Annotated in this window: 15 protein-coding genes and 1 pseudogene; 8 read left to right on the top strand and 8 right to left on the bottom strand. The window is 65.1% G+C overall.

What is annotated here, in order from left to right:
- The first annotated feature begins 47 nt into the window (after positions 1–47).
- The gene (gene ppc, locus VHP37_21140) at positions 48–2,888 is read left to right on the top strand and encodes a phosphoenolpyruvate carboxylase (GenBank protein ID HEX2828869.1); all 2,841 of its coding nucleotides are present in this window, start codon (positions 48–50) and stop codon (positions 2,886–2,888) included.
- 705 nt (positions 2,889–3,593) lie between these two features.
- Positions 3,594–3,695 (top strand): annotated as a pseudogene (locus tag VHP37_21135) (integrase).
- A 195-nt stretch (positions 3,696–3,890) separates the two neighbouring features.
- On the opposite strand, the gene VHP37_21130 reads toward VHP37_21135, so the two are convergent.
- From VHP37_21130 to VHP37_21105, 6 genes are all read right to left on the bottom strand, one after another.
- Positions 3,891–4,445 carry a hypothetical protein gene (locus VHP37_21130; GenBank protein HEX2828868.1) on the bottom strand — a complete coding sequence of 185 codons (555 nt, stop codon included), beginning with the start codon at positions 4,443–4,445 and terminating at the stop codon, positions 3,891–3,893.
- Positions 4,446–4,694: 249 nt separating this feature from the next.
- On the bottom strand, positions 4,695–5,501 hold the full coding sequence (locus tag VHP37_21125) for a hypothetical protein (protein HEX2828867.1): 807 nt from the start codon (positions 5,499–5,501) through the stop codon (positions 4,695–4,697).
- 5 nt (positions 5,502–5,506) lie between these two features.
- Positions 5,507–6,133: a hypothetical protein gene (locus VHP37_21120; protein HEX2828866.1), complete on the bottom strand. Its 627-nt coding sequence runs from the start codon at positions 6,131–6,133 to the stop codon at positions 5,507–5,509.
- An 861-nt stretch (positions 6,134–6,994) separates the two neighbouring features.
- Positions 6,995–8,248: an IS110 family transposase gene (locus VHP37_21115; GenBank protein ID HEX2828865.1), complete on the bottom strand. Its 1,254-nt coding sequence runs from the start codon at positions 8,246–8,248 to the stop codon at positions 6,995–6,997.
- Positions 8,249–9,163: 915 nt separating this feature from the next.
- Positions 9,164–9,907, bottom strand: coding sequence for an aquaporin Z (aqpZ, locus tag VHP37_21110; protein HEX2828864.1), 744 nt, complete (start codon positions 9,905–9,907; stop codon positions 9,164–9,166).
- Positions 9,908–10,038: 131 nt separating this feature from the next.
- Complete coding sequence (locus VHP37_21105; GenBank protein HEX2828863.1) at positions 10,039–13,212, bottom strand: transglycosylase domain-containing protein; 3,174 nt, start codon at positions 13,210–13,212, stop codon at positions 10,039–10,041.
- A 199-nt stretch (positions 13,213–13,411) separates the two neighbouring features.
- Between VHP37_21105 and VHP37_21100 the strand changes: the two genes are divergently transcribed.
- From VHP37_21100 to VHP37_21075, 6 genes are all read left to right on the top strand, one after another.
- Positions 13,412–14,794 carry an MmgE/PrpD family protein gene (locus VHP37_21100; GenBank protein HEX2828862.1) on the top strand — a complete coding sequence of 461 codons (1,383 nt, stop codon included), beginning with the start codon at positions 13,412–13,414 and terminating at the stop codon, positions 14,792–14,794.
- A 34-nt stretch (positions 14,795–14,828) separates the two neighbouring features.
- Positions 14,829–15,788 carry a tripartite tricarboxylate transporter substrate binding protein gene (locus tag VHP37_21095; protein HEX2828861.1) on the top strand — a complete coding sequence of 320 codons (960 nt, stop codon included), beginning with the start codon at positions 14,829–14,831 and terminating at the stop codon, positions 15,786–15,788.
- A complete protein-coding gene (locus tag VHP37_21090; GenBank protein ID HEX2828860.1) occupies positions 15,785–16,708 on the top strand; it encodes a YihY/virulence factor BrkB family protein in 924 nt (307 codons plus the stop codon). Before VHP37_21095 ends, VHP37_21090 begins: the two co-directional genes overlap by 4 nt.
- A gap of 93 nt (positions 16,709–16,801) precedes the next feature.
- Positions 16,802–17,698, top strand: coding sequence for an SMP-30/gluconolactonase/LRE family protein (locus tag VHP37_21085; protein ID HEX2828859.1), 897 nt, complete (start codon positions 16,802–16,804; stop codon positions 17,696–17,698).
- Positions 17,699–17,708: 10 nt separating this feature from the next.
- Complete coding sequence (locus VHP37_21080; protein HEX2828858.1) at positions 17,709–18,596, top strand: SMP-30/gluconolactonase/LRE family protein; 888 nt, start codon at positions 17,709–17,711, stop codon at positions 18,594–18,596.
- Between the two features lie 107 nt (positions 18,597–18,703).
- A complete protein-coding gene (locus VHP37_21075) occupies positions 18,704–19,663 on the top strand; it encodes a tripartite tricarboxylate transporter substrate binding protein (protein ID HEX2828857.1) in 960 nt (319 codons plus the stop codon).
- A gap of 9 nt (positions 19,664–19,672) precedes the next feature.
- On the opposite strand, the gene VHP37_21070 is transcribed toward VHP37_21075, so the two are convergent.
- Together VHP37_21070 and VHP37_21065 are read right to left on the bottom strand one after the other, a co-directional pair.
- On the bottom strand, positions 19,673–20,611 hold the full coding sequence (locus VHP37_21070; protein HEX2828856.1) for a tripartite tricarboxylate transporter substrate binding protein: 939 nt from the start codon (positions 20,609–20,611) through the stop codon (positions 19,673–19,675).
- A gap of 104 nt (positions 20,612–20,715) precedes the next feature.
- Positions 20,716–21,492: a short-chain dehydrogenase/reductase gene (locus VHP37_21065; GenBank protein HEX2828855.1), complete on the bottom strand. Its 777-nt coding sequence runs from the start codon at positions 21,490–21,492 to the stop codon at positions 20,716–20,718.
- Between the last annotated feature and the right edge of the window lie 11 nt (positions 21,493–21,503).

The following is a 21,503-nucleotide window of genomic DNA, read 5'->3' as shown; positions in this document are numbered from 1 at the left end:
ATTGCATTGCCGCACCCGGCTACGCGCTCACGCCACAAGGAAAAAGCTTGAACCCGGGCTTCCTCGATCTCCAGCCGCAGCGTCACGCGCTCTCGGGCCCGCTGTCCGAAGACATCGCGCTCGTGGACGCCCTGCTCGGGCAGGTGCTGTCCGAGCAGGACGAGACCGCGGTGCTCGATCTCGCGCGCCGGCTGTACGCCGACACCGCGAGCGATCCGCGCACGCTTTTGCAGCGCATGCCCGAGCTCGGCGACCCGCGATTGCTCCAGCGCGTGATCCGCGCCTTCACGCTGCTCTTCCAGCTCATGAACACCGCGGAGCAGAAGGAGATCGTGCGCGTGAACTGCGAGCGCCAGGTGCGCGGCGGCGCTGCTCCGAGGACCGAGTCGATCGCCGACGCGGTCGATACGCTGCGCGGCGCCGGCGTATCGGCGCCCCAGATGCAGGCGCTCATCGACCGGCTCGACGTCTGTCCCACGCTGACCGCGCACCCGACCGAGGCGCGCCGCCGCTCGGTGCTCGACAAGCTGCAGAGCATCGGCGACGCGCTGGTCGAGCGCGCCCTGCCGCGCGACGCGCCGCGCCTCGACGCGCCGCTCGCTGCCCACGCGTCGGCCGAGCGCGAGCTCGCGCGCGAGCTGACCCTGTTATGGCAGACCGACGAGCTGCGGGCTTCGCAGCTCACCGTCGTCGACGAGGCGACCAACACGCTCTATTTTTTCGAAAAGTCGATCTTCGACATCGTCGCGTGGCTGCACGAGGACCTGCGCACCGCGCTCGCGCACGCGTATCCCGGCGAGGCTTTCCGCATCGGCCGCTTCGTGCGCTATCGCTCGTGGGTCGGCGGCGACCGCGACGGCAATCCCAACGTCACCGCGGCGATCACGTGGGAGACGCTGCGGCGTCACAAGGCGCGTATCCTGCGGCACTACATCGGCGAGGTCGAGGCGCTGCGCCGCGACCTTACCCAGAGCACGCGGCTGGTCGCGGCGAGCGACGAGCTGCTGCAATCGCTGGAAGCCGACGGACACCTCGTACCGCTCACCGCCGCAGAGCTGCGCCGCTATCGCTTGGAGCCGTACGCGCTGAAGCTCGTCTACGTCGGCGCGCGGCTGATCGCGACCGTAGAGCGGCTCGACACGCTGTCCGACATGCACGCCGCGCGCGCGAACGCGGTGCCGCCGGCTGCCGCGTATGCGACCGAGCGCGCGCTGCTCGACGACTTGCAGCTCATCCGGAGAAGCCTGCGCGAGAACCGCGGTGCGGTGCTCGCGGACGCAGGACCGCTCGCGCGCCTGGTCTCGCAGGTGATGAGCTTCGGCTTCCAGCTCGCGGCGCTCGACATCCGCCAGCACAGCGAGGAGCACTCCGCGGCGCTCGAGGAGATGCTGCGCGCCGCGGGGCTGATCGGGCCGGGCGCGAGCTACGAGGAGATGCCCGAGGACGAGAAGGTCCGCCTGCTCTCGCGCGAGATCCGCAATCCGCGACCGCTGCTCGCGCCCGAGCAGGCGCTGTCCGATCAGGTGAGGAGCGTCCTCGACGTCTTCCGCGTGGTGCGCGAAGCGCAGCGCCATCTCTCCGCCGACTCGGTCGACACCTACATCATCAGCATGACGCACGGCGTCTCCGACATCCTCGAAGTGGTGCTGTTGGCGAAGGAAGCGGGCCTCGTGCGCTGGAAAGCGGAGGAGAGCGGGCCGCTGCTGACGAGCGATATCGACGTCGTGCCCCTGTTCGAGACGATCGACGACCTCAAAGGCTGCGAGAAGCTCGTGCGCGAGCTGTTCGAGGAGCCCGCGTATCGGCTGCACCTCGCAGCGCGCGGGACGTTCCAGGAGATCATGCTCGGCTACTCCGACAGCAGCAAGGACGGCGGCTTCCTCGCGGCGAACCTCACGCTCTACGACACGCAGGCGAGGCTCGCGCGCGCGTGCGCCGATGCCGGTGTAGCGGTGCGCTTCTTCCACGGCCGCGGCGGCACGGTGGGGCGCGGCGGCGGACGCGCGAACCGCGCCATCCTGTCGCAGCCGCCCGGCAGCTTCGACGGGCGCATACGCTTCACCGAGCAGGGCGAGGTCATCTCGTTCCGCTACGGCGTGCCGCCGCTCGGCCATCGTCACATGGAGCAGATCGTCAGCGCGGCGCTGCTCGCGGCGAGCGAGCACACGTCGCAACCCGACGTGAAGCCCGAATGGCTGGATGCGCTGCAGAAGATGGCGGCGCGCTCGCTCGAGGTCTATCGCGCGCTGGTGCACGACGATCCGCAGTTCTGGGAGTTCTACGCTCAGGCGACGCCGATCAAGTACATCAGCCGCCTGCCGATCGCCTCGCGCCCCGCGTCGCGCTCGCGCAAGCTCACCAGCGTAGAAGCGCTGCGCGCGATTCCCTGGGTGTTCGCGTGGGTGCAGAGCCGCTATGTCGTGCCCGGCTGGTACGGCCTCGGGAGCGCTTTACAGGCGTTCGCCGAAGACAGCCCGGGCAACGTCGAGCTGCTCGCCGGCATGTACCGCGAGTGGCTGTTCTTCAGGATGGTGGTCAACAACGCCCAGCTCGAGCTGCTGCGCGCCGACATCGACACCGCCACATGGTATGCCGCGCGCGTCGAGCCGCGCGAGCTCGGCGAGCGCATCCACGACACGCTCGCCGCCGAGCACGCGCTGTCGAGAGTATGGGTGCTGCGCATCACCGAGCAGGACGAGCTCCTCGGCCACGCGCCGGTCGTGCGTCAGACCGTCGCGCTGCGCAATCCCGCGCTGCGCCCGCTGTCGATGTTGCAGGTCGCGCTGCTCGAGCGCCTCGACACGGAAGCCGAGCCTGACGCTGTGTGGCAGGACGCGATGCTGCTGTCGATCATGGGGATCGCGGCGGCGATGCAAAGTACCGGCTGACGAAGCATCGCCAACCGTTCGCCCTGAGCGTAGGCCGAAGGGGCCGAAGTCGAAGGGTGAACGCCGCCTTGAAGTGACCCGTAATCATCACACCCTCGCGCCGAGTCGCGCACGGCCTTCTCGCCCGACCCAGGCGCCGCTACTGCGCTGCGCTGCGTAGCGGTTGGCGCGCACGCATGCGCGTGCGCGACCCTGCGGTGCTCGCCGAGGGCGGCTCCTGCGGAACTCGCGCACCGGCTCGACTATCGATCAACCGCCCATCAACTCGGTGAGAGCATCGCGCTTGTAACCACCGGGGAAGCTCGACAGTCCTCGTCGAATTCCCGCCCTCGTCTGCGCTCCTCGGACGCCTTCACGGGCTCAAAGCCCGTGCCCGACCCGTCGCTTGTGCTGGGGGAGAAAAGCGATCGCACAAACTTGCAGGTGCCGCTGTCGGCCAACTTCGGACGGTTAACGTCGCTTGCGGCAATGACTGCTCCTCGGCCAGTGCCGCCGTTCCACCGCGCGTCGTTCCGGTCTGGAATGAACTGGTTACCTGCCGGTCAGCCGTGCAACCGATTCGGAACGGAAGCTTCTCGATGAGGCGAACCCGAACTTCCGACCCTAAGCCGCCCTTCGCGATCACCGGCTCCCGTGGCGTGTGCGGTTTGTTTCGTGCCGTTGATTCCAGCCATGGGAGCGAGGCCGTTACGCCAATTACCTTTGGTTAACATGTTGCTTGGTCATACGAAGTTGGAGAGCACTGTCCGATATCTCGGAGTCGAGGTCGACGACGCGCTTAAGATTTCCGGGCAAACCGAAATCTAACCTGGCTTGCGGGGGCGGCCGCATCGATCAAGACGTGCGGCCGCTTTCTGGCACGCGGTCGAGCGCGTGCTCCCGGCCAGAAGCGGATGTTCCGCTGGCGCTAGCGATCACGTTGAGCGGGCGCCGAGGAGCGAGCCGAGGAGGGCGCGCGGCAGCAACGCTGCCGGGCGCTCCGCCCGGACGAATCGTTGGACGTCACGTCGGATCCTCGCTAGAAGGGGGCTTACGCACAAAACGCGCCTCGAGTTCTTCCGCGAGGTGACTCGAGATAAATACCGCCACGTAAGCGACCAGAATGCCGCCAAGAAAGTAGAAGGGACCAGAGCCTTCAGGCAGAGCGCCGTGGATTACGCCGAAGGCAAGAAAACACACGAGCGGAACAAAAATCAGCGAAGTTGCTTTTGCGCGTGCGTTTTTGGTCTTGTCGAGAAATAAGGCGATGCAAATAATACCCCATGCGAACATAACAGCGACAAACCAGCCGTGGGTCTCGGCATGGTTATACAGTCTCAGCAACGCGCGTTCGCGCAGCTCAAACGGTAAAAAATGTAGAGCAAGCCACAACGCGATTACGATCGACACTCTTGTCGGGATCTCACGTGCTGTACTAGAGCAATGGCTTCTGGAGTATTCGTAAACAGCGTGGATTGACACGCCGTAGGCGACAATGCCAAGAAGCGCGGCAAGTGTCTTTTGTACGCTCGCGACTAGCCCCACGACGATCCACGCGGCAATAGCCGCGACGGCCATCCAGCGACTACCGGTACGCTTCTTAGCGCTCGCATTTACCGAGGCCGGGTGCATGACTGCTGTGGTACCTTGCGGTCAACGGAAAAATTCCCAAACCGCCTCGGCTTGATCACGTGATACGTCTGGTAATGACGCCGCAAATTCCTCGAACGTGTTGTGGCCACGCGTCGGATCTGTTGTTGTGGCTTCTTCCTTCACTTCACCACCTCAGCTTCCCCAGCGTCGTCAAATCCCAAGAAATCCGTTGTCTCAGAGTTTGAACTTGGAATTACTGAAAATGATCTGGTCGAGATCGGAGAAGAAAGATAATAGATTGAATTGCGTGATGGGCGCATCTCCCGGATGCGCACACTGACACCTCATGTCGAAGCAGCTTCTAAGGCGAGTGTGCTGATTGGAGTCGATGAGCCCCATGCCTTCAATGATCCATAACACAATGGTGTCGAATACTTCTCGCATTTCACTGATGCTGTTAACGTTCTGGACTTGGTTGAACCTCTTATACCGTCCTGCCTGCTGACTTGCCATCTGAGCAGAGGCAACGTTGAACTGCCGGAAGCCGAGCGCTTCTACCTTGCGGTGAACTCGATCGACAGCCGCACTCCAGCCCAGGACAGTCGCAGCACGAAAGTATCCCGCTCTTGCACATGCGATCGCTTCCTTCAAATAGTCGCTCTCTTCCGGATTCACGAGCGCAGCAAAGAAGCTATCGAACGCACTTGGATTTGGAGCTGAAAGCGCGCCTTGTTTGGCGGGGATAATAAGATCATCTCGAAACGGTGTGATGAGCGAGTTCAGCGTCTCGAGATAACTCGCACGGAGGTTATATGGCCCGCTGAGTTTGATCAGCCGGGTGAACGCCGCGTCGTAACGATCGCAAATCTCAGCTGGGATCGCTGACTGCAGTTTCGGACGAAGATTGCGATGCCACCGAGAACCCAGGTCGTTGGCTCGGTTTCGAATTGCTTTTTTCCCGATTTGCGCGACTCTCTCAGCCTTCGCAAGTTTGCGAAGGCCCTTAAGGTCGTCGAGCAGTTGCGTCAGCTCTTGTTCCACGGTAACTACTGTAGTTCTTTAATGAGCTGCGCTAGCTCTTTCCTCCCATCCTCCGATAATCGGAGGATCTTGGTGTCCTTATCGTATTTGTCAAAATCAAACAGCGAATTGTTGTTCTTGTAGTTGGCAGCGAAGTTCGCGCCGTCTAACGCCTTGCGATCCCGACATTCCGCTCGAACATTCTCGATTTGGGCGGTGAACTCGCCATCGGACAGTCCCCGCCGCAGGGCCTGAAAAAGCGTAACGCGAATCTGTGCCTCCGACATCCGCGTCGTCTTGAGGTCTTCATACAAGGGTTTGATCTCCGTGCCTTCCTTGTAGAAGAGATTATTGATCTCAGCGATCGAAAGTCCGTATTTTTCTAGGAATTTGCGCGCCTTCACATGAAGGTCCGCTAGGGTCAAATCGGCCTGTGTCTTGGCTACTTCCTCGAAACTGGCCGCTGGCACGACTGGTTCGACGGTAGCTGCTCCAGCGGCTTGCCCCTTCGCCTCATTCGACGGCCGCGTTCCGCTAGCACCTGATGATAGGTGGTCTTTGAGAAGGACCTCAAAACATATCGCCTGCAGATTCTCCGGAACGAGCGCAGCAATCGCAGCGAGTTCTTTTACTTTGTCGGCTAGGTCAGCCATCGATCCTCCCTGAGTTGCATAGTCGCATGCCTTCGTGTAACGCCCAAAGTCATGTTCAGCGGCGACAGGAAGCGCGTAACTCTAACCGACGTCCGCTGCAACCTGAGTTACAGCTCAAGCTGTGCCTCCTAGGGACGGGCGCCGTTTCACCGCTGTGGCGGAAACTGTTCTGGTGGGGCCCGGATGTATTCGAATTTCAAGGATCAACCCGGGATTTTTGATTCGCGACGCTTTTGCTGAGGCGCGTTTTCTAAACTCAATGTCGAATTTCAAGCGCTCCATCGCCCCCAACGAGATTTCATATTCCCCACAAGACGGACTGGAACACAAATAGTGGCGTCGCCGGCCACCTTCCGATTCTTGCCACCTAGCATTTGCATTGCACAAGAAGCAGGGTTCCGCCACGTCGGATTTAGCGGTCATCGTCGCTTTCCCAGGGTCGGTAATCCACCACTGACCTCGCGTCGATGTTTGGGCACGCCTTCGGAATAAGGAGTGCCACGGAAGCCCTTCGGTGCGATAAGACGATGCACGTCAGCCAACGTAGGCTGCATTCCGTGACGATCCGCAAAATGCGCTCGAACCACGCTAGCCACACGGGAAAGCTTCTCGTTGCACATAGGGCATGCCACCGGATTACCTTTAAGCCGCGGGGCCTTCGCCATGCTGAGCTCTCATTACAAGTAGACGTCCTAAACGACGCGATCTAAAGCGTCGTCGAGACTGTATAAATTGTAAAGAAGCAGAAATCGTCGCACAGTTTCAGCGGTTTGGCACGAAACACTAAGTCCTGAAAGGAAAAAGCAAACGCGTCACGGCAGCGTTCGCGCGAACATCCGCTTTACGCCCTGAGCCAGTCCGTCAAGCAGTTTTCAGTAGGGGCGAGCCGCGTCGCTGCAGCGCGTTCAAGTAGGTGATTTCATCGTACGCGACGCGGTCCTTCCAGCATCGATAGAGAATGCGGATCCATTTGTATGCTAAGGCGCGAATGGCGACGCGGTGAGAACAGCCTTTGGCGAGTTGCTGGCGGTAATAGGCGGCTGCCCAGAAGGACCGTGGGATCGTCGCTCCAGCCCACTCGACGAAGGTCTGACGGAGGAATGTCGGACACGCCAACCGCCAGTGTGTCCAGCACTTGTTGCCGCTGCGCTCGACCACTGGGGCAACGCCCACATACTGCTGAACCTCAGCCGCGCTTGAATAGCGCCCGCGCTCCTCACCGAAGGCGGCGAGCAGCCGCGGCCCGAGGATCGGACCGGCGCCAGGCAGTGCGGCGAACAACTTGTAGTCGGGCAGTGTCTTAGCAACGCTGGTGATTTCGTCATCCAGGCGCTTGATGCCGTCGAGCGTTGTGCGCAATTGCGCCACGAGCAGCTGCGCCACGAGCTGACAAGGCTGGATCACGGCCTCGTCATCTGTGAGCGTCATGGCATCGCGTATGCTGCGAATCCGGTCGTCGATCACGGTCGAGAATCTGACGTTATGGTCATGGAAGAACGACCGCAGCGTTCCTGACCGCGCGCGCTTCGCGTGCTTGAGCGTCGGCCAGCGGGACAGGAAGTCGCAGAACACCATGGTGTCTCGATGTTCAAACCAGAGCAGTGCTTGAGGGAAGTACTCCTTCAGAGTCTTACCGAGCCGATTGGTGATTCTCGTCTTATCGTCCACGAGCATCCGTCGGTCCTCTACGAGCCGCGCCAGCGTTCTCATGGCAGGGCTCTGCACCTTCAGCACCTTCAGTTTGTCGCGGTGGCTCAGCAGCAGCTCGAGCGCAAGTGCGGCGTCGGATGGATCATCCTTAGCACCGCTGGGCGTAAACGCCTCGCGGTATTTAGCGAGCATCGCAGGATTGAGCGGGAAGATCACGAAGAAGTCGTATCGCTGCAATGCGTTGATCAGCGGACCCTTCGCAATCTCCAGGCAGACTGCTATCGGCCCTTGGAAGCGCTTCCTTAATGAGCTCGCCCAGTCTGCGATCGCCTCCGGCGTGTGCATAAGCGCGCCCGCCTCTTTGCGGCTCGAACCAGATGCCTGCAAGCAGAAGTCGTGCTTCTTGTCGGCCCAATCGATGCCGACGTAGGCTGCGAACGAATCGTGTGGTTGAAGCTTCATCAGAGCCCTCCCGACGCGAATGGAACATGCGGCCTCGGGTTCGGCGAAGCCAATATAGGAGCCGGCGCTCGGCGAGCCCTGAGTATTCGTTTATGAACCCGAGTGCGCCCGCAGATTCGAATCCAAAGCGGAAAACATCGAATGTTCGGGTCGGTTCATTCGTAATCCGCAGGCACATGTCCTGGTTCGGCTGACAGCTACCTGCCAGCTGCGACGAGTATCACTGAATGCAGGACGGAGTGACTATATTGGGTCGGAAGGTTCGCGTCCGCCTGGTCGAGAAGCTGCCGTTCGAATCGATTCACGGCTGAACGGCAGCTAACCAATGCATTGCCGACCGGAACAGCGCACGGTGAAATGGCAGCATCGGCCGAATACCGGACGTCGGCGTAGGCGTAGTGAATGTCTCTTCAGGGTCGCTTGCAGCAGTTCCTCTACAGTTGTCGCGTGCCACGATTGCAGCCGCACGGTCGGGCGGCTTTGAGCCCGTGAAGGCGTCCGAGGAGCGCAGCCGAGGGCGGGGTTCAAGAGGGCTGCCCTAATTAAAGTCAAGATGGATCCCGGATCGCGTGCGCTGTCGCGCACAGGTCCGGGACGACGCGACATTGCGTCGCGTCGGTTCCGCAGGAGCCGCCCTCGGCGAGCACCGCAGGGTCGCGCACGCGCACGCGTGCGCGCCAACCGCTACGCAGCGTAGCGCAGTAGCGGCGCCTGGGTCGGGCGAAAAGGCCGTGCCCGATCGCGCGGCGTGGCGTTCGCGACGGTCGTCGCTTAGAAAGTCAAAATGGATTCCCGATCCCTTCCGCTGTCGCGGGTCGGGAATGACGGTGACAAAGGCGCTTCCGCTATCGCGGGTCGGGAATGACGGTTAAAAGGCGCGGTGCGTTTGCACGCAGCCTACGGTTCAGGCGTCACGCGTTACGAAAGTCGTTCCGCCTGCTCGGACTTCAACGCCTGCTCGGCTTCGCGCACCGGGATCACTTCGCCCGGCGTGTGGGTCGTGCGGTAGACGATCGCGGCGAGGGTGGCGCCGACGAAGGGTGCGACGATGAAGAGCCAGAGCTGCTCGAGCGCCCAGCCGCCGACGAAGAGGGCGGGGCCGATGCTGCGCGCGGGATTGACCGAGGTGTTGTCGATCGGGATTCCGACGAGATGGACCAGGGTCAGCACGAAGCCGATCGCCACACCCGCGAAGCCCACCGGCGCGCGCAGGTCGGTCGCGGCGAGCACGGTGTAGACGAGGATGAAGGTGAGCACGATCTCGGTGATCAGCGCGGCGGTGAGGCTGTAGCGCCCCGGCGAGTATTCGCCGTAGCCGTTGGCCGCGAATCCGGCGCTCGCCGCGTCGTAGCCGCCCGGCGCGCCCTGCACGATCGCCATCAGCACCGCCGCGCCGGCGATCGCGCCGAGCACCTGCGCGAGCATGTAGCCCGGCGCGTACTTCGCGTCCATCTTCTTGCACAGGATGATGCCGAGCGTCACCGCGGGGTTGATGTGGCAGCCCGAGATCGGACCGATCGCGTAGATCATCGCCATCAGCGACAGCCCGAAGGCGAACGAGACGCCGACGAAGCCGATCACTTCCCCCGCGATGACCGCCGCGCCGCAGCTCGCGAAGACGAGGACGAAGGTACCTACGAATTCCGCGATGTAGCGCTGCATGGCGAGCCTCCTGCTATCCCGTCGTCATCGACGAGCGAGGATAGCACCCGCCATGCCTGAGTTAAGGTCGAATTGGATCCCGGATCGCGTGCGCTGCCGCGCACAGGTCCGGGATGACGCGCTGGCGCGCGTCAGTTCGATGCGGCGGAGGCGCCGACGGTGGGCGCGGGCTGGGGCGGCGGGATGTTCGCCGCCTGCTTGCGGTTCTTCTCACCGAGGCGGGCGGCGCTGGGGTTCATGCCGCAGCCCCTGGCGGTCGCCGGATCGAGGTAGGGGTTGAGCTCGGGCGCGAGGTTCTTGAGGATCTGCACCGGCAGCGCGCTGGTGAAGTTGTAGTTCTGCGCGGTCGCGCCGGGCACGTAGGCCGTGATCACGCCGAACCAGCGGTCGCCGATGAAGAAGGCGAACGTCGCGGTGCGGCTCACCGCCTTGGACTTGATGAGATGGCCGCCGGCGCCGAAGACCTCGACGCGGTTGTCGCCGGTGCCGGTCTTGCCGCCGACCGTGAGCTCGGTCTTGTCGCTCAGCTTGAACGCGCCTTTCACGCGGCGCGCGGTGCCGTTCTCGACGACGTCGGTCACCGCTTTCTTCAGCGCCGCGGCGACCTCGGGCTTCATCACCTGCTCCGGCTTCACTCCGCCGCGCCGGACGATGGTCTCGTACGGCGTGTCGGCGGCAAAGTGCAGCTCCTCGATGCGCGAGGTCGGCAGACGCACGCCGTTGTTGAGGATGATGCCCATCAATTCGGCGAGTGCGGCGGGACGATCGCCGGACACGCCGATCGCGGTGGCGTAGGAGGGCACCAGCGAGTTGAACGGGTAGCCGAGGCGCTTCCAGTGCTTGTGGATCTCGGTAAAGGCTTCCATTTCGAGCAAGGTGCGGATGCGCGTGTTCTGCGCCGCTTTGGCCTTGCTCTTGAAGAGCCACTGGTAGACCGCCTGGCGCTCGTCGCGGCTCGCTTCCACGATCTTGTCGAACTTCGCGTCGGGGTTCTGCCGCATGTACGCGACCAGCCACAGCTCGAGCGGATGCACGCGCGCGAGGTAGCCGCGGTCCTGGAGGCTGAACTTGTCGATGCCGTACTTCTCGTACAGCGCAGCGAGGTCGCCGTCGGTCAGCGTCGAGCCCGGCATCTGGGCGCGCATGAACTGCGCGAACTGCTGGAGATTGCCTTCCGGCACCACCGTCCGGTAGATCACCGCGTAGCGATGCGGTGCGGGGCGGACGTTGTCGAGGAACTCGGGGAGGATGTCGTCGCGCGCGAGCCCCTGGTACTTGCGGTAGAAGTGGCGCATGAAGACGCGCCCTTCGTGGTCGGCGAAGCGCGAGAGATACACCGCGCGCTCGGGGTGGCGCGGGTCCTGGAGCACCTTGCCGCTGGAATCGGGGCCGCGGTAGATGAAGTGATACGCCACGTCCCGCATGATGCGGATGAACGCGAGGTTGATCGATTCGCGCAGCGCTTCTTTCACGCTCGGCTGCTTGAAGTCGTCCTCGCGCTTGAAGTTGGAGAAGGTGTGCGCGCCGGCGCCGGTGAAGAAGGTCTCGCCCGGGCTCGCCGAGTAGCGCCGCTCGAGCGCCGCGTCGAGCATCGCTTCCAGGCTCTTGTCGCGGCCGCTCGCCAGGTACTCGATCGCCCAGCGCGTCATGTGGTCGCGCGGGTCGACCTCCATCGCGCGCAGCTCCTTCGCCGGCTTCTCGGACAACTGCTCGTGCAGGTTCGAGACGATCTCGAGGTACGTCGCGAGCGTGCGCAGCTTGGCGGTCGAGCCGAGCTCGAGCTTGGCCTGCTCGTTGGTGTCGAACGGCTGGCTGGAGTTGTCGGTCTGGATGCGGACGAAGTTGGCGTCCTTGCCGCGCTCGTAGAGCGTGAAGGTGTAGAGCACCGAGCCCGGATCGGCCGCGCCGAGGAGGCGCTCGCCCGCGAGGTTCGCGGACTTCACGTACGCGCGGTCCCCGAGGCGCTTCAGCACGTCGGTGACCGCGTCCTGCATCTCGGCGTCGAGCGTGCTCGCGACCTGCACGTCGAGCCGGTCGACGTCGTAGAGCCGCGGTGTATCCAGCGTCGCGGCGAGCCGGTTGCGGATCGCGGTCGCGCCTTTCCACGAGCGCACGAAGGCGCGCGGCTGGGTGCCTTCGGTGCGGAAGGTGAGCTTGCTGTCGAGCGCCGCGTCGCGCAGCTCCGGCGTGATGACGTTGTTGAGCGCGGCGAGGCGGATGTAGCTCTCGGTCAGCCCGTTGAGCTGCTCGCGGCCCGGTCCGAGGAACCACGTCGGGCGCCGCTGCGAGATGAGCAGCGAGAGCACCTGGCGGTACGCCCGGCCCTGCTCGGCGAGCTCGCTCGAGCCCGCGACGGCGGGCTTGGACAGGAGCGCGTTCACGCGTCGGAAATCCGCGCCGAACCACGCCCACAGGCCGTCGCCGATGCCGGTGACTTCGCCGTATTCGGGCGCCGCGGCGAACGGCACGGTGTTGAGGTACTCGAGGACGATGCGGCGGCGCGCGCCGGACGTGTCCGGCCCGGCGGAGTAGGCGCGCAGGGTTGCCGAGTACATCTGCCGCAGCTTCTCCATCGCCGAGGCCGTGATGCCGCCGGGCGAGTGGCGGTATTTCTCGATCTGGGTGGCGAGCGTGCTGCCGCCGGGCGCGTCGTAATCGCGGTCGACGATCTTCATGAACTGCGCGCCGATCGCGCGCCCGAAGCGCGTCCATTCGATCGCGGGGTTGCGCGTGGGATAGGTCGCGTCGAGGAGCTCGCGGTTCTCGATGAAGAGCAGGCTGTGGACGACCGGTCCGGGAATGGACTCGAAATCCTTGTAAGCGCGCTCGGGGTAGCTGAAGTTGAAGAGCGGCTCGCCGCGGCAGTCGAGCACCGCAAGGCCGGCCTGGGTCTTCTCGCCGTATGGCGGCGCGTAGCCCGATTCGATGAGGTGCGCCAGCTTGTGCGTGACCCGCGCCTGCGCGTCGATCTCGTAGCCTTTGGCGGTCAGGCGCTTGATGAACCCCGGCATCTCGCTGTAACCGAGGCGCTGGTCGTACGGGCCGTGCTGGGGAAAGCGGATCGAGGCGCTGGCGCCGGGCTCGACGACGAACTTCATGTCGCGCGCCAGGCCGGAGAAGTAGCGCGCCTGCAGGCGGGACGCCTGGAATTCGCTGTAGACGGCGTACCCGAACACCAGAAACGCCAGGACGATCAAAACCCAATAGAAGAGCTTCGATCCACGAGCCGGCGGCTGGGCCGGCGGCTTCGCTGCGGGCGACGGCGCAGAGCGCCTCAGCCCACCCGGCGCGTGCGTCTGCGACATTCTGGGTACTGCCTCATGTGCAAGACATATCTGTTTTTCATTCTACCCACGGCTTACGTGAAACCGCGCGGAATCTTTGGCAAATAACGAGCGCAATCCACGAACGGTTGCGCAAAACATACAGGCGACATCCTCGAGGTGTGCGAAAAGCCTCGGTCCGCGATTAACATAGACGCATTCCCATCGACTGAAGGCTGCAATGACACTCGTCGAACGATTGAGCCGCTACGCGAGCGGCCTTACTTTCGAGGCGCTGCCTCCCGAAGTGGTGCACCAGGCCAAGCGGCTCATCGTCGATACGATCGGCTGCGCGCTCGGCGGTTACTGGAGCGAGCCGGCACGCATCGCGCGCGAGCTCGCGGCGACCGTGCGCAGCAGCGAGCCGGTGACGCTCATCGGCAGCGGCGAGCACACCAGCCTCGACCTCGCGACCTTCGCCAACGGGGTGATGATCCGCTTCCTCGATTACAACGACGGTTACACCAGCACCGGCGAATCGGGCCATCCGAGCGACAGCATCGCGGCAGTGCTGACGACGTCCGAGCTCAGGCGCCGCAGCGGCCGGGACGCCATCGTCGCGACCGTGCTCGCCTACGAAGTGTTCTGCCGGGTCTGCGACGAAGTCGACCTGAAGCCGCTCGGCTTCGACCATGTCACCGTCGGCGGTATGGCGAGCACCGCGGCCGCGGCACGGCTCCTGGGGTTGTCCGAGCCCGAGATCGCGCAGGCGTTCAACCTCGGCATCGCCCCCAACGTCGCGCTCTACCAGACGCGCATCGGCCACGTGTCGATGTGGAAAGGCTGCGCCTACGCCAACGCGAGCCGCAATGCGGTGTTCGCCGCGATGCTGGCGTCGCGCGGCATGACCGGCCCTTCGCCGGTCTTCGAAGGCGTGGGCGGATACTTCAAGGCGGTGACCCGCCAGCCTTTCGAGCTGCGAACCCTGGGCGGCGAGGCAGGGCACTCCTTCAAGATCATGGAATGCAGCGTGAAGCGCTTTCCGCTCGGGCAGTATTCGCAGACCGTGGTCGAGGCCGCGCTTCAGCTCCGGAGCAAGGTCGGCGGTCCGGAGGAGATCGCCGCGGTCGAGATCGAAACGGTGACCACCGCGATCCGGCTCATGGCCGGCGACCCCGACAAGTGGGAACCGAAGACGCGCGAATCGGCCGATCACAGCATGCCGTACACCGTCGCGGTCGCCCTGATGCATGGTGAAGTGGAGCAGAAGCATTTCGGCGAGCGCTACCTGAACGACCCGAAGCTGCGCGCGCTGACGCGGCGGGTGAAAGCGACCGCGACCGAGGAAGCCGACCGCCGCATGCCCGAAGCCATGCTCTGCCGCATGACGCTGGTCACGACCGGCGGCGAACGTCATGAAGCGGTGGTCGAATATCACAAGGGCCACTGGAAGAACCCGATGTCGGACGGCGAGCTGGAAAACAAATTCCGCAAGCTCGCGCGCGAGGTCCTGGACGAGGCGCAGACGACCCGCCTGCTCGCGGCGCTGTGGCGGCTGGAGGAGATGCCGGATGCGGGAGAGGTCGTTAGGCTGACCCAGGCCGGGTTGAGAAGTGACGGATGAAACGGTGACGGGTGAGGCGGTGACGGATAAAGCGGTGACGAAAAAAGTGGCGTGGGTGCTCGCAGCGTGGTGGTTGGCGGTGGGTGCCTACGCTGCCGACTATCCGAGCAAGCCGATACGGCTCCTCGTGCCTTTCGCGCCCGGCGGCGGCGCGGACACCCTGGCGCGGATCATCACGCCCAAGCTGACCGAGGCGATGGGCCAGCAGTGGGTGGTCGATAACCGCGCGGGCGCGGCGGGCAACATCTCCGCCGAGACCACCGCGCGCGCCGCGCCCGACGGGCACACCGTGCTGATGGGCTTCTCGACCGTCCTCACCGTGAATCCGACGCTGTACAAGCTGCCGTTCGACGTGAGCCGCGACCTCGCGCCGGTGACGCTGCTCGCGACCGCGCAGTACCTGCTCGTCGTCCACCCGAGCGTCGCCGCGGCCTCGGTCAAGGAGCTGGTCGCGCTGGCGAAGCAGAAGCCCGACGCGCTCAACTTCGCCTCCGCCGGGGTGGGCAGCCCGCTGCACCTCGCCGGCGAGCTGTTCCAGAAGCGTGCCGGCATACGGCTCACCCACGTGCCTTACAAGGGGGGCGGTCCTGCGGCCGCGGCGGTGCTCGCGGGCGAAGCGCAGCTCATCTTCGGCAGCGTCGCGTCGTCGCTGCCGCACGTGAAAGCGGGGAAGCTGAGGGCGCTCGCCACGACGGGTCTCCAGCGCTCGAAAGTGGCGCCGGAGGTGCCGACGATGGCCGAGTCGGGCTTTCCGGGCTTCGACGTGACGAGCTGGTACGCCTTGCTCGTCCCGGCCGGCACGCCGCAGGCCATCGTCAACCGCCTCCGTGACGAGACGGGGCGAGCGCTGCAAAGGCCGGACGTGCAGCAGGTGATGGCGACGCAGGGCCTGGAAAGCGAGACGAGCACTCCGCAGGCGCTCGCCGCGCGCATCCGCGACGAGCGCAGGACGTGGGCGGAGGTGATCCGCGCCGCGGGCATACGCGCCGAATGAGCGCGGACCACGCCGCGGAAGAGCGCCCGGTCGCGGGCAGCCCCGCGGCGTACGTGCTCCAGCATCCCTGGACGTTCATCAAGCAGACGCTGAAGGCGTTCCAGGCCAACCAGGGACTGCTGCTCGCGGGGGCGGTGGCGTACTACACGCTGCTGTCGCTCATCCCGCTGCTCATCCTGATCGTCATCGCGCTCTCCCACCTCATCGGCCAGGAGGAGCTGCTGCACACGCTCGGGCACTACCTCGAATGGCTCGTGCCCGGACAGTCGCGCGCGATCCTGCGCGAGCTCTCGAGCTTTCTCGCCAACCCGCAGGTGCTCGGCTGGGTGCTGCTGCTGACGATGGTCTTCTTCAGCTCGCTCGCGTTCTCGATGCTCGAAAAAGCGATGAGCGTGATCTTCCTGCACCGCTTCGGCGTGAGGCACCGGCACTTCCTGGTGTCGGCGCTGCTGCCGTACTGCTACATCCTGCTGCTGGGCGCCGGCCTGCTCGTCGTGACGTTCGTATCGGCGGGGCTGCAGACGGTGGGCGAGGAGCAGGTGCGCCTGTTCGGACACCTCTGGTCGCTGTCGGGCGTGTCGGGCGTGCTGCTCTACCTCGTGGGCGTGGCCGGCGAGATCTTCCTGCTGACCTCGATCTACCTCGTCATGCCGGTGGGCAGGCTCTCGCTGCGGCATGCGCTGATCGGCGCGGTCACCGCGGCGTTCCTGTGGGAGGTCACGCGGCACATCCTGGTGTGGTACTTCGCGACGCTGTCGCAGGTCGGCCGCGTCTACGGCTCGCTCACCACGTCGATCGTCGTGCTGTTCAGCCTCGAGATCGCCGCGACCGCGCTGCTGCTGGGCGCGCAGGTGATCTCCGAGTACGAGCGGCTCGCGAGAGGCCGTCCGTCGGTGCGGACGAGGTCGATCAAGACGTAAGGAGGGACGGTTTAGTATATTGGGCGGGGCTCGAGACCCGCCGAGCATCATAAGAGAGACAAACCTATGCACGGATCACTGGAAACGATAGGCGTGGAAGTCGACTTGTGCGCACCGGGGTGGCAGAAGATCATCGATCCGAGCCCGCCGATAGAGGTTCTCGCGCGCGACATCATCTTCGGCGAAGGCCCGACCTGGGACGCGAAGGGGAAACAGCTCTTCTTCACCGACATCATCGGCGACACCATCTGGAAGTGGAAGCCGGGCACCGGCCAGGAAGTGGTGATGAGCAACTCGGTCAAGGCGAACGGCACCTGCCTCGACCTCGAGAACCGGCTCGTCGTCGCGGGCTGGGGCGGGCGCACGGTGTTCCGCCAGGAAAAGAACGGGGCGTGGAAAACGCTCGCCGATAAATGGCAGGGCAAGAAGCTCAACAGCCCCAACGACATCGTCGTGAAGTCGGACGGCTCGATCTGGTTCACCGATCCGCCGGGCGGCCTGCTCAACGTCGGCATGGTCGGTCACGATCTCCAGCGCTATCTCGAGACGCAGCCCGTCTTCCGCATCTCGGCTGACGGCAGCGAGATGACCGCCGTCGCCGAGGACAACGTCTATCCGAACGGCCTGTGCTTCTCTCCCGACGAGAAGATCCTCTACGTGAACTGCAGCCGCGAGCGCGTGATCCGCGCCTACGACGTGAAGGCCGACGGCACCGTCGGCAAGTCGCGCGAGTTCTATCGCTACACCGGTCCGGAGCGCGGCGTCCCCGACGGCATGAAGTGCGACACCGCCGGCAACGTGTGGTGCACCGCTCCGGGCGGCATCTGGGTGCACGACCCTTCGGGCAAACCCATCGTTCGCATCAAGACCGAAGGACACCATCCGACGAACCTCGCGTTCGGCGACGATGACTGGAAATCGCTGTACATCACGATGATCGGCTCGGTGGTGCGCACGCGCATCAACATCGCCGGCGTTCCGTCGCGCTGAGGAGAAGAGGATGGACTGGACATTCGAATTGGTGGCGGGACCCTGCAAAGGCAGAACGGGAGGCCTCGCGTGGGACGGCAAGGGAATGCTGTTCAGCGCGGTCGCCGAAGAGCGCATCCTGCGCTACGACCCGTCGACCGGGAAAACCGAGCTGTTCCGCTGGTTCACGGGCCGCACCAACGGGCTCGCGGTGGCGAAGGACGGCACCGTGTTCGGCGCGCAGGAAGGCGGCCGCCGCGTGATTCACTTTCTCGAGGACGGCTCGACCGCGCCGACCCAGGAGCTGCTCGACGGCGCGCATCACAACCAGCCCGTCGATCTCGCCATCGACAGCAAAGGCCGTCTGTGGATCGCCGATCCCTATAACTCTCAGCCGCCGTACGGACCGCCGGCTTATCCGTTCCTGCCGCACGCTTCGGTGCTGCGCATGGACGGCTACGGCCCGGGCCTGTATCGCCTGTCGCGCGTCACGCACGACACCGCGGCGCCGCGTGCGGTGCTGCTCTCGGCGGACGAGAAAACGCTGTACGTGGCGGACGGCGACGTCGAGCGCGGCGATGTGTGCCAGCTCTTCGCGTATCCGCTCGACCCGCACGGCGTCGTGGGACCGCGCAAGGTGCTGCTCAATCTCCAGGCGAACGAACGCGGCATCGAAGGCATGTGCCTCGACAGCGAAGGCAACATCGTCGCGTGCATGGGCTGGAAGAAGAGCGGCACGGCGCCTGCGGTCGTCGTCATATCGCCGGGCGGGACGATACTGCAGACGCATCCCGCCCCCGCGGATGCGCCGATGCGCTGCGCGTTCGGCGATGCGGACCTCGCAAGCCTGTACGTCACGGCTGCGGACGGCGGTCTCTATCGCGCGCGCGAGACCGGGCGGCGCGGGCTGAAGCGGTAACAGTAACTGCCGTCATTGCGAGGAGCGAAGCGACGAAGCAATCCCGGAGCGTCCGTAGAGGATTTCCGTGCGCCACGGGATCGCCACGGCGCCTTCGGCGCCTCGCGATGACGGCTTGCGCGGGAACGCTACTCGCCTGCGCCGCTCATGCGCAGAAGTCTTCCGCGGGCGCTTATCCCGAAAAACCGATCCGGCTCATCGCGCTGAGCTCACCGGGCTCCGGTCCCGACATCGTGGGGCGCCTCGTCGGCGGCAAGCTCACCGACGCGCTGGGCCAGCAGGTCATCGTCGACACGCGGCCGGGCGCGAGCGGCATCATCGGCTCGGAGATCGCGGCGCGCGCCGCGCCCGACGGCTACACGCTGGTCATCATCACGTCGCAGGCCGTCATCGTGTCCCAGATGTACGACAAGCTCCGCTACGACCTCGCGAAAGACTTCGCGCCGATCACGATGGTCGGCACGACGCCGTTCCTGCTCGTGGTCCATCCCGGTGTCCCTGCCAACTCGGTGAAGGAGCTGATCGCGGTCGCCAGATCGAAGCCGCGCCAGCTCCGTTACGGCTCGGGCGGCTCGGGGTCGCCGCCGCACCTGTCGTTCGAGATATTGAAAAGCATGACCGGCATCGACCTTCAGCACGTGCCGTACAAGGGCGTGACCGCGGCGATGACCGATACGATCGCCGGACAGGTGCACGCCCTCATCTCGGTCGTGCCGGCGGTGCTGCCTTCGGTACGTGCGGGCCGCTTGCGCGCGCTCGGCATCACCAGCGCCCAGCGTTCCCCGCTGGCGCCGGACGTACCGCCGATCGGCGAGACGGTGCCCGGTTACGAGTTCATCGGCTGGTACAGCATCTTCGCTCCCGCACGCACCCCACAGGCGACCGTGGCCCGGCTGCACGACGAGATCGTCAAGGCGCTGCAGCCGGCTGACATGCGCGAGCACTTCGCCAACATCGGCATCGAGCCGCAGACGAGCACGCCGCAAGAGCTCGCGGCGTATCTCGCTGTACAGATGAAGAAGATGCGCGAGGCGGTCGTCGCGTCCGGGGCGCGGCCCGATCGCTAGACCGCCGGCTCACTCCTGCCGCAGCTTCGCCGCGCGTATGACCTTCGCCCATTTCACGAGGTCCGCGCGGATCTTCGCGGCGTATTCTTCCGGCCCTGCGCCCGAGATCTCGTAACCCTGCGCGTTCAGCTTGTCGGCGACGTCGGTCATCCTGAGCGTGCGTGCGATCTCGTTGTGCAGCTTGGCGACGACCTCGGGCGGCACGCGCGCGGGCAGCAGCAGGCCGAAGTCGGAGGCGTACTCGTACCCTTGCGCGCCCGACTCGGCGAGCGTGGGCACCTGCGGCACCGCGCCCGAGCGCTTCGCGCTCGTGATCGCGATGGGCTTGAGCCTGCCGTTGACGATATGCGGCATCGCCGAAGGCAGCGCGGTGCCGGCGATGGTGACCTCGCCGGTGAGCAGCGCGGTCAGCGCCTGCGAATTGCCTTTGTACGGCACGTGCGTCAGATCGAGCCCCCGCACGGTCATGCGCAGCATCTCCATCACGAGGTGCGGCACGCTCGCGTAGCCCGACGAGGCGTAGGTGAGCTGTCCCGGCCTGGCGCGCGCGAGGGCCACGAGCTCCTTCAGGTTCCGCGCCGGCAGCGACGGATGGATCATGACGATGTTCGGCACGACCGCGATCAGCGTGAGCGGCGTGAAGTCGCGCACCGGGTCGTAAGGCACTTTCTGCAAGCCCGGCGTCATGGCGAAGCTCGTGGTGACGAGCACCAGCGTGTGGCCGTCGGGCGGCGACTTCGCCACGAGATCGGCGCCCAGCGTCGCCGACGCGCCGGGACGATGATCGACGACGAGCGGCTGGCCCCAGGTCTCCGCGACTTTCCCGCCGACGATGCGCGCGAGCAGATCGACTCCGCCGCCGGGCGGGAAGGGGACGACGATGCGCAGGGGTTTGGCGGGGTAGGGCGTCTGCGCAAGCGCGGGCGCGCAGAAACCCCAAACGGTCATCGCGAGGAGCGCGTAAGCGCGACGCGGCGATCTCGTTGCGAACGAAAACCACCGAGCGTCTCGGGATTGCTTCGTCGCTATCGCTCCTCGCAATGACGGTCCCATCACGTATTCCTCACCGCGCGTCCGCCGTCGACGGTGAGTATCGTCCCGCTCACGTACGACGCCCGCGACGACGCCAGCCACACGACCGCGTCGGCGATCTCGTCGGCGCGCGCGAGGCGGCCGAAAGGCGCGTTCCTGATGAGCTCGCGCCAGCGATTGCCGTCGCCGAGCTCGGCTTTCGCGCGCCCCTCGTAGCGCGAGCGCAGGCGGTCGGTGTCGATCTGTCCGGGATTCACGCCGACCACTCGCACGCCGTGATCGACGCTCTCGCCGCCGAGCGTCCTGGTGAACGCCATCAGCGCGGCGTTGCCGGTCGAGCCCGCGATGTAGTCCTGGCGCAGCCGCTCGCCCGAGATGCCGATGACGTTGACGATCGCGCCGCGGCGCTTCGCCTTCATCGCGTTGTAGATCTCGCGCGTGAGGTTGATGTAGCCGAAGACCTTCAGGTCCCAGGCCTTGCGCCAGCGCGCATCGTCGATCTCGGACAGGCGCGCCGCGGGAATGCCGCCGGCGTTGTTGACGAGGATGTCGACCTGGCCGCAGCGCTCGGCGAGCTTGGCGATGCTCGCGCTTTCGGAGAGATCGAGCGCGTGGCAGCCGACCCGCACCTCGCATTCGTCGAGGATCTTCTTGCGGGCCGCTTCGAGGTCCGCCGCGGTGCGCGCGGCGAGATGCAGGTGACAGCCCTCGCGCGCAAGGCCTTGTGCGATCGCGAAGCCGATGCCGCGCGAGGCGCCGGTGACGAGCGCGGTGAGTCCTTTGAGGTTCAGGTCCATGTGTGCCCCTA

The sequence above is a fragment of the Burkholderiales bacterium genome, assembly GCA_036262035.1.
In the GTDB taxonomy this organism is placed as follows: domain Bacteria; phylum Pseudomonadota; class Gammaproteobacteria; order Burkholderiales; family SG8-41; genus JAQGMV01.
This window is presented reverse-complemented; position numbering and strand designations above follow the sequence as displayed.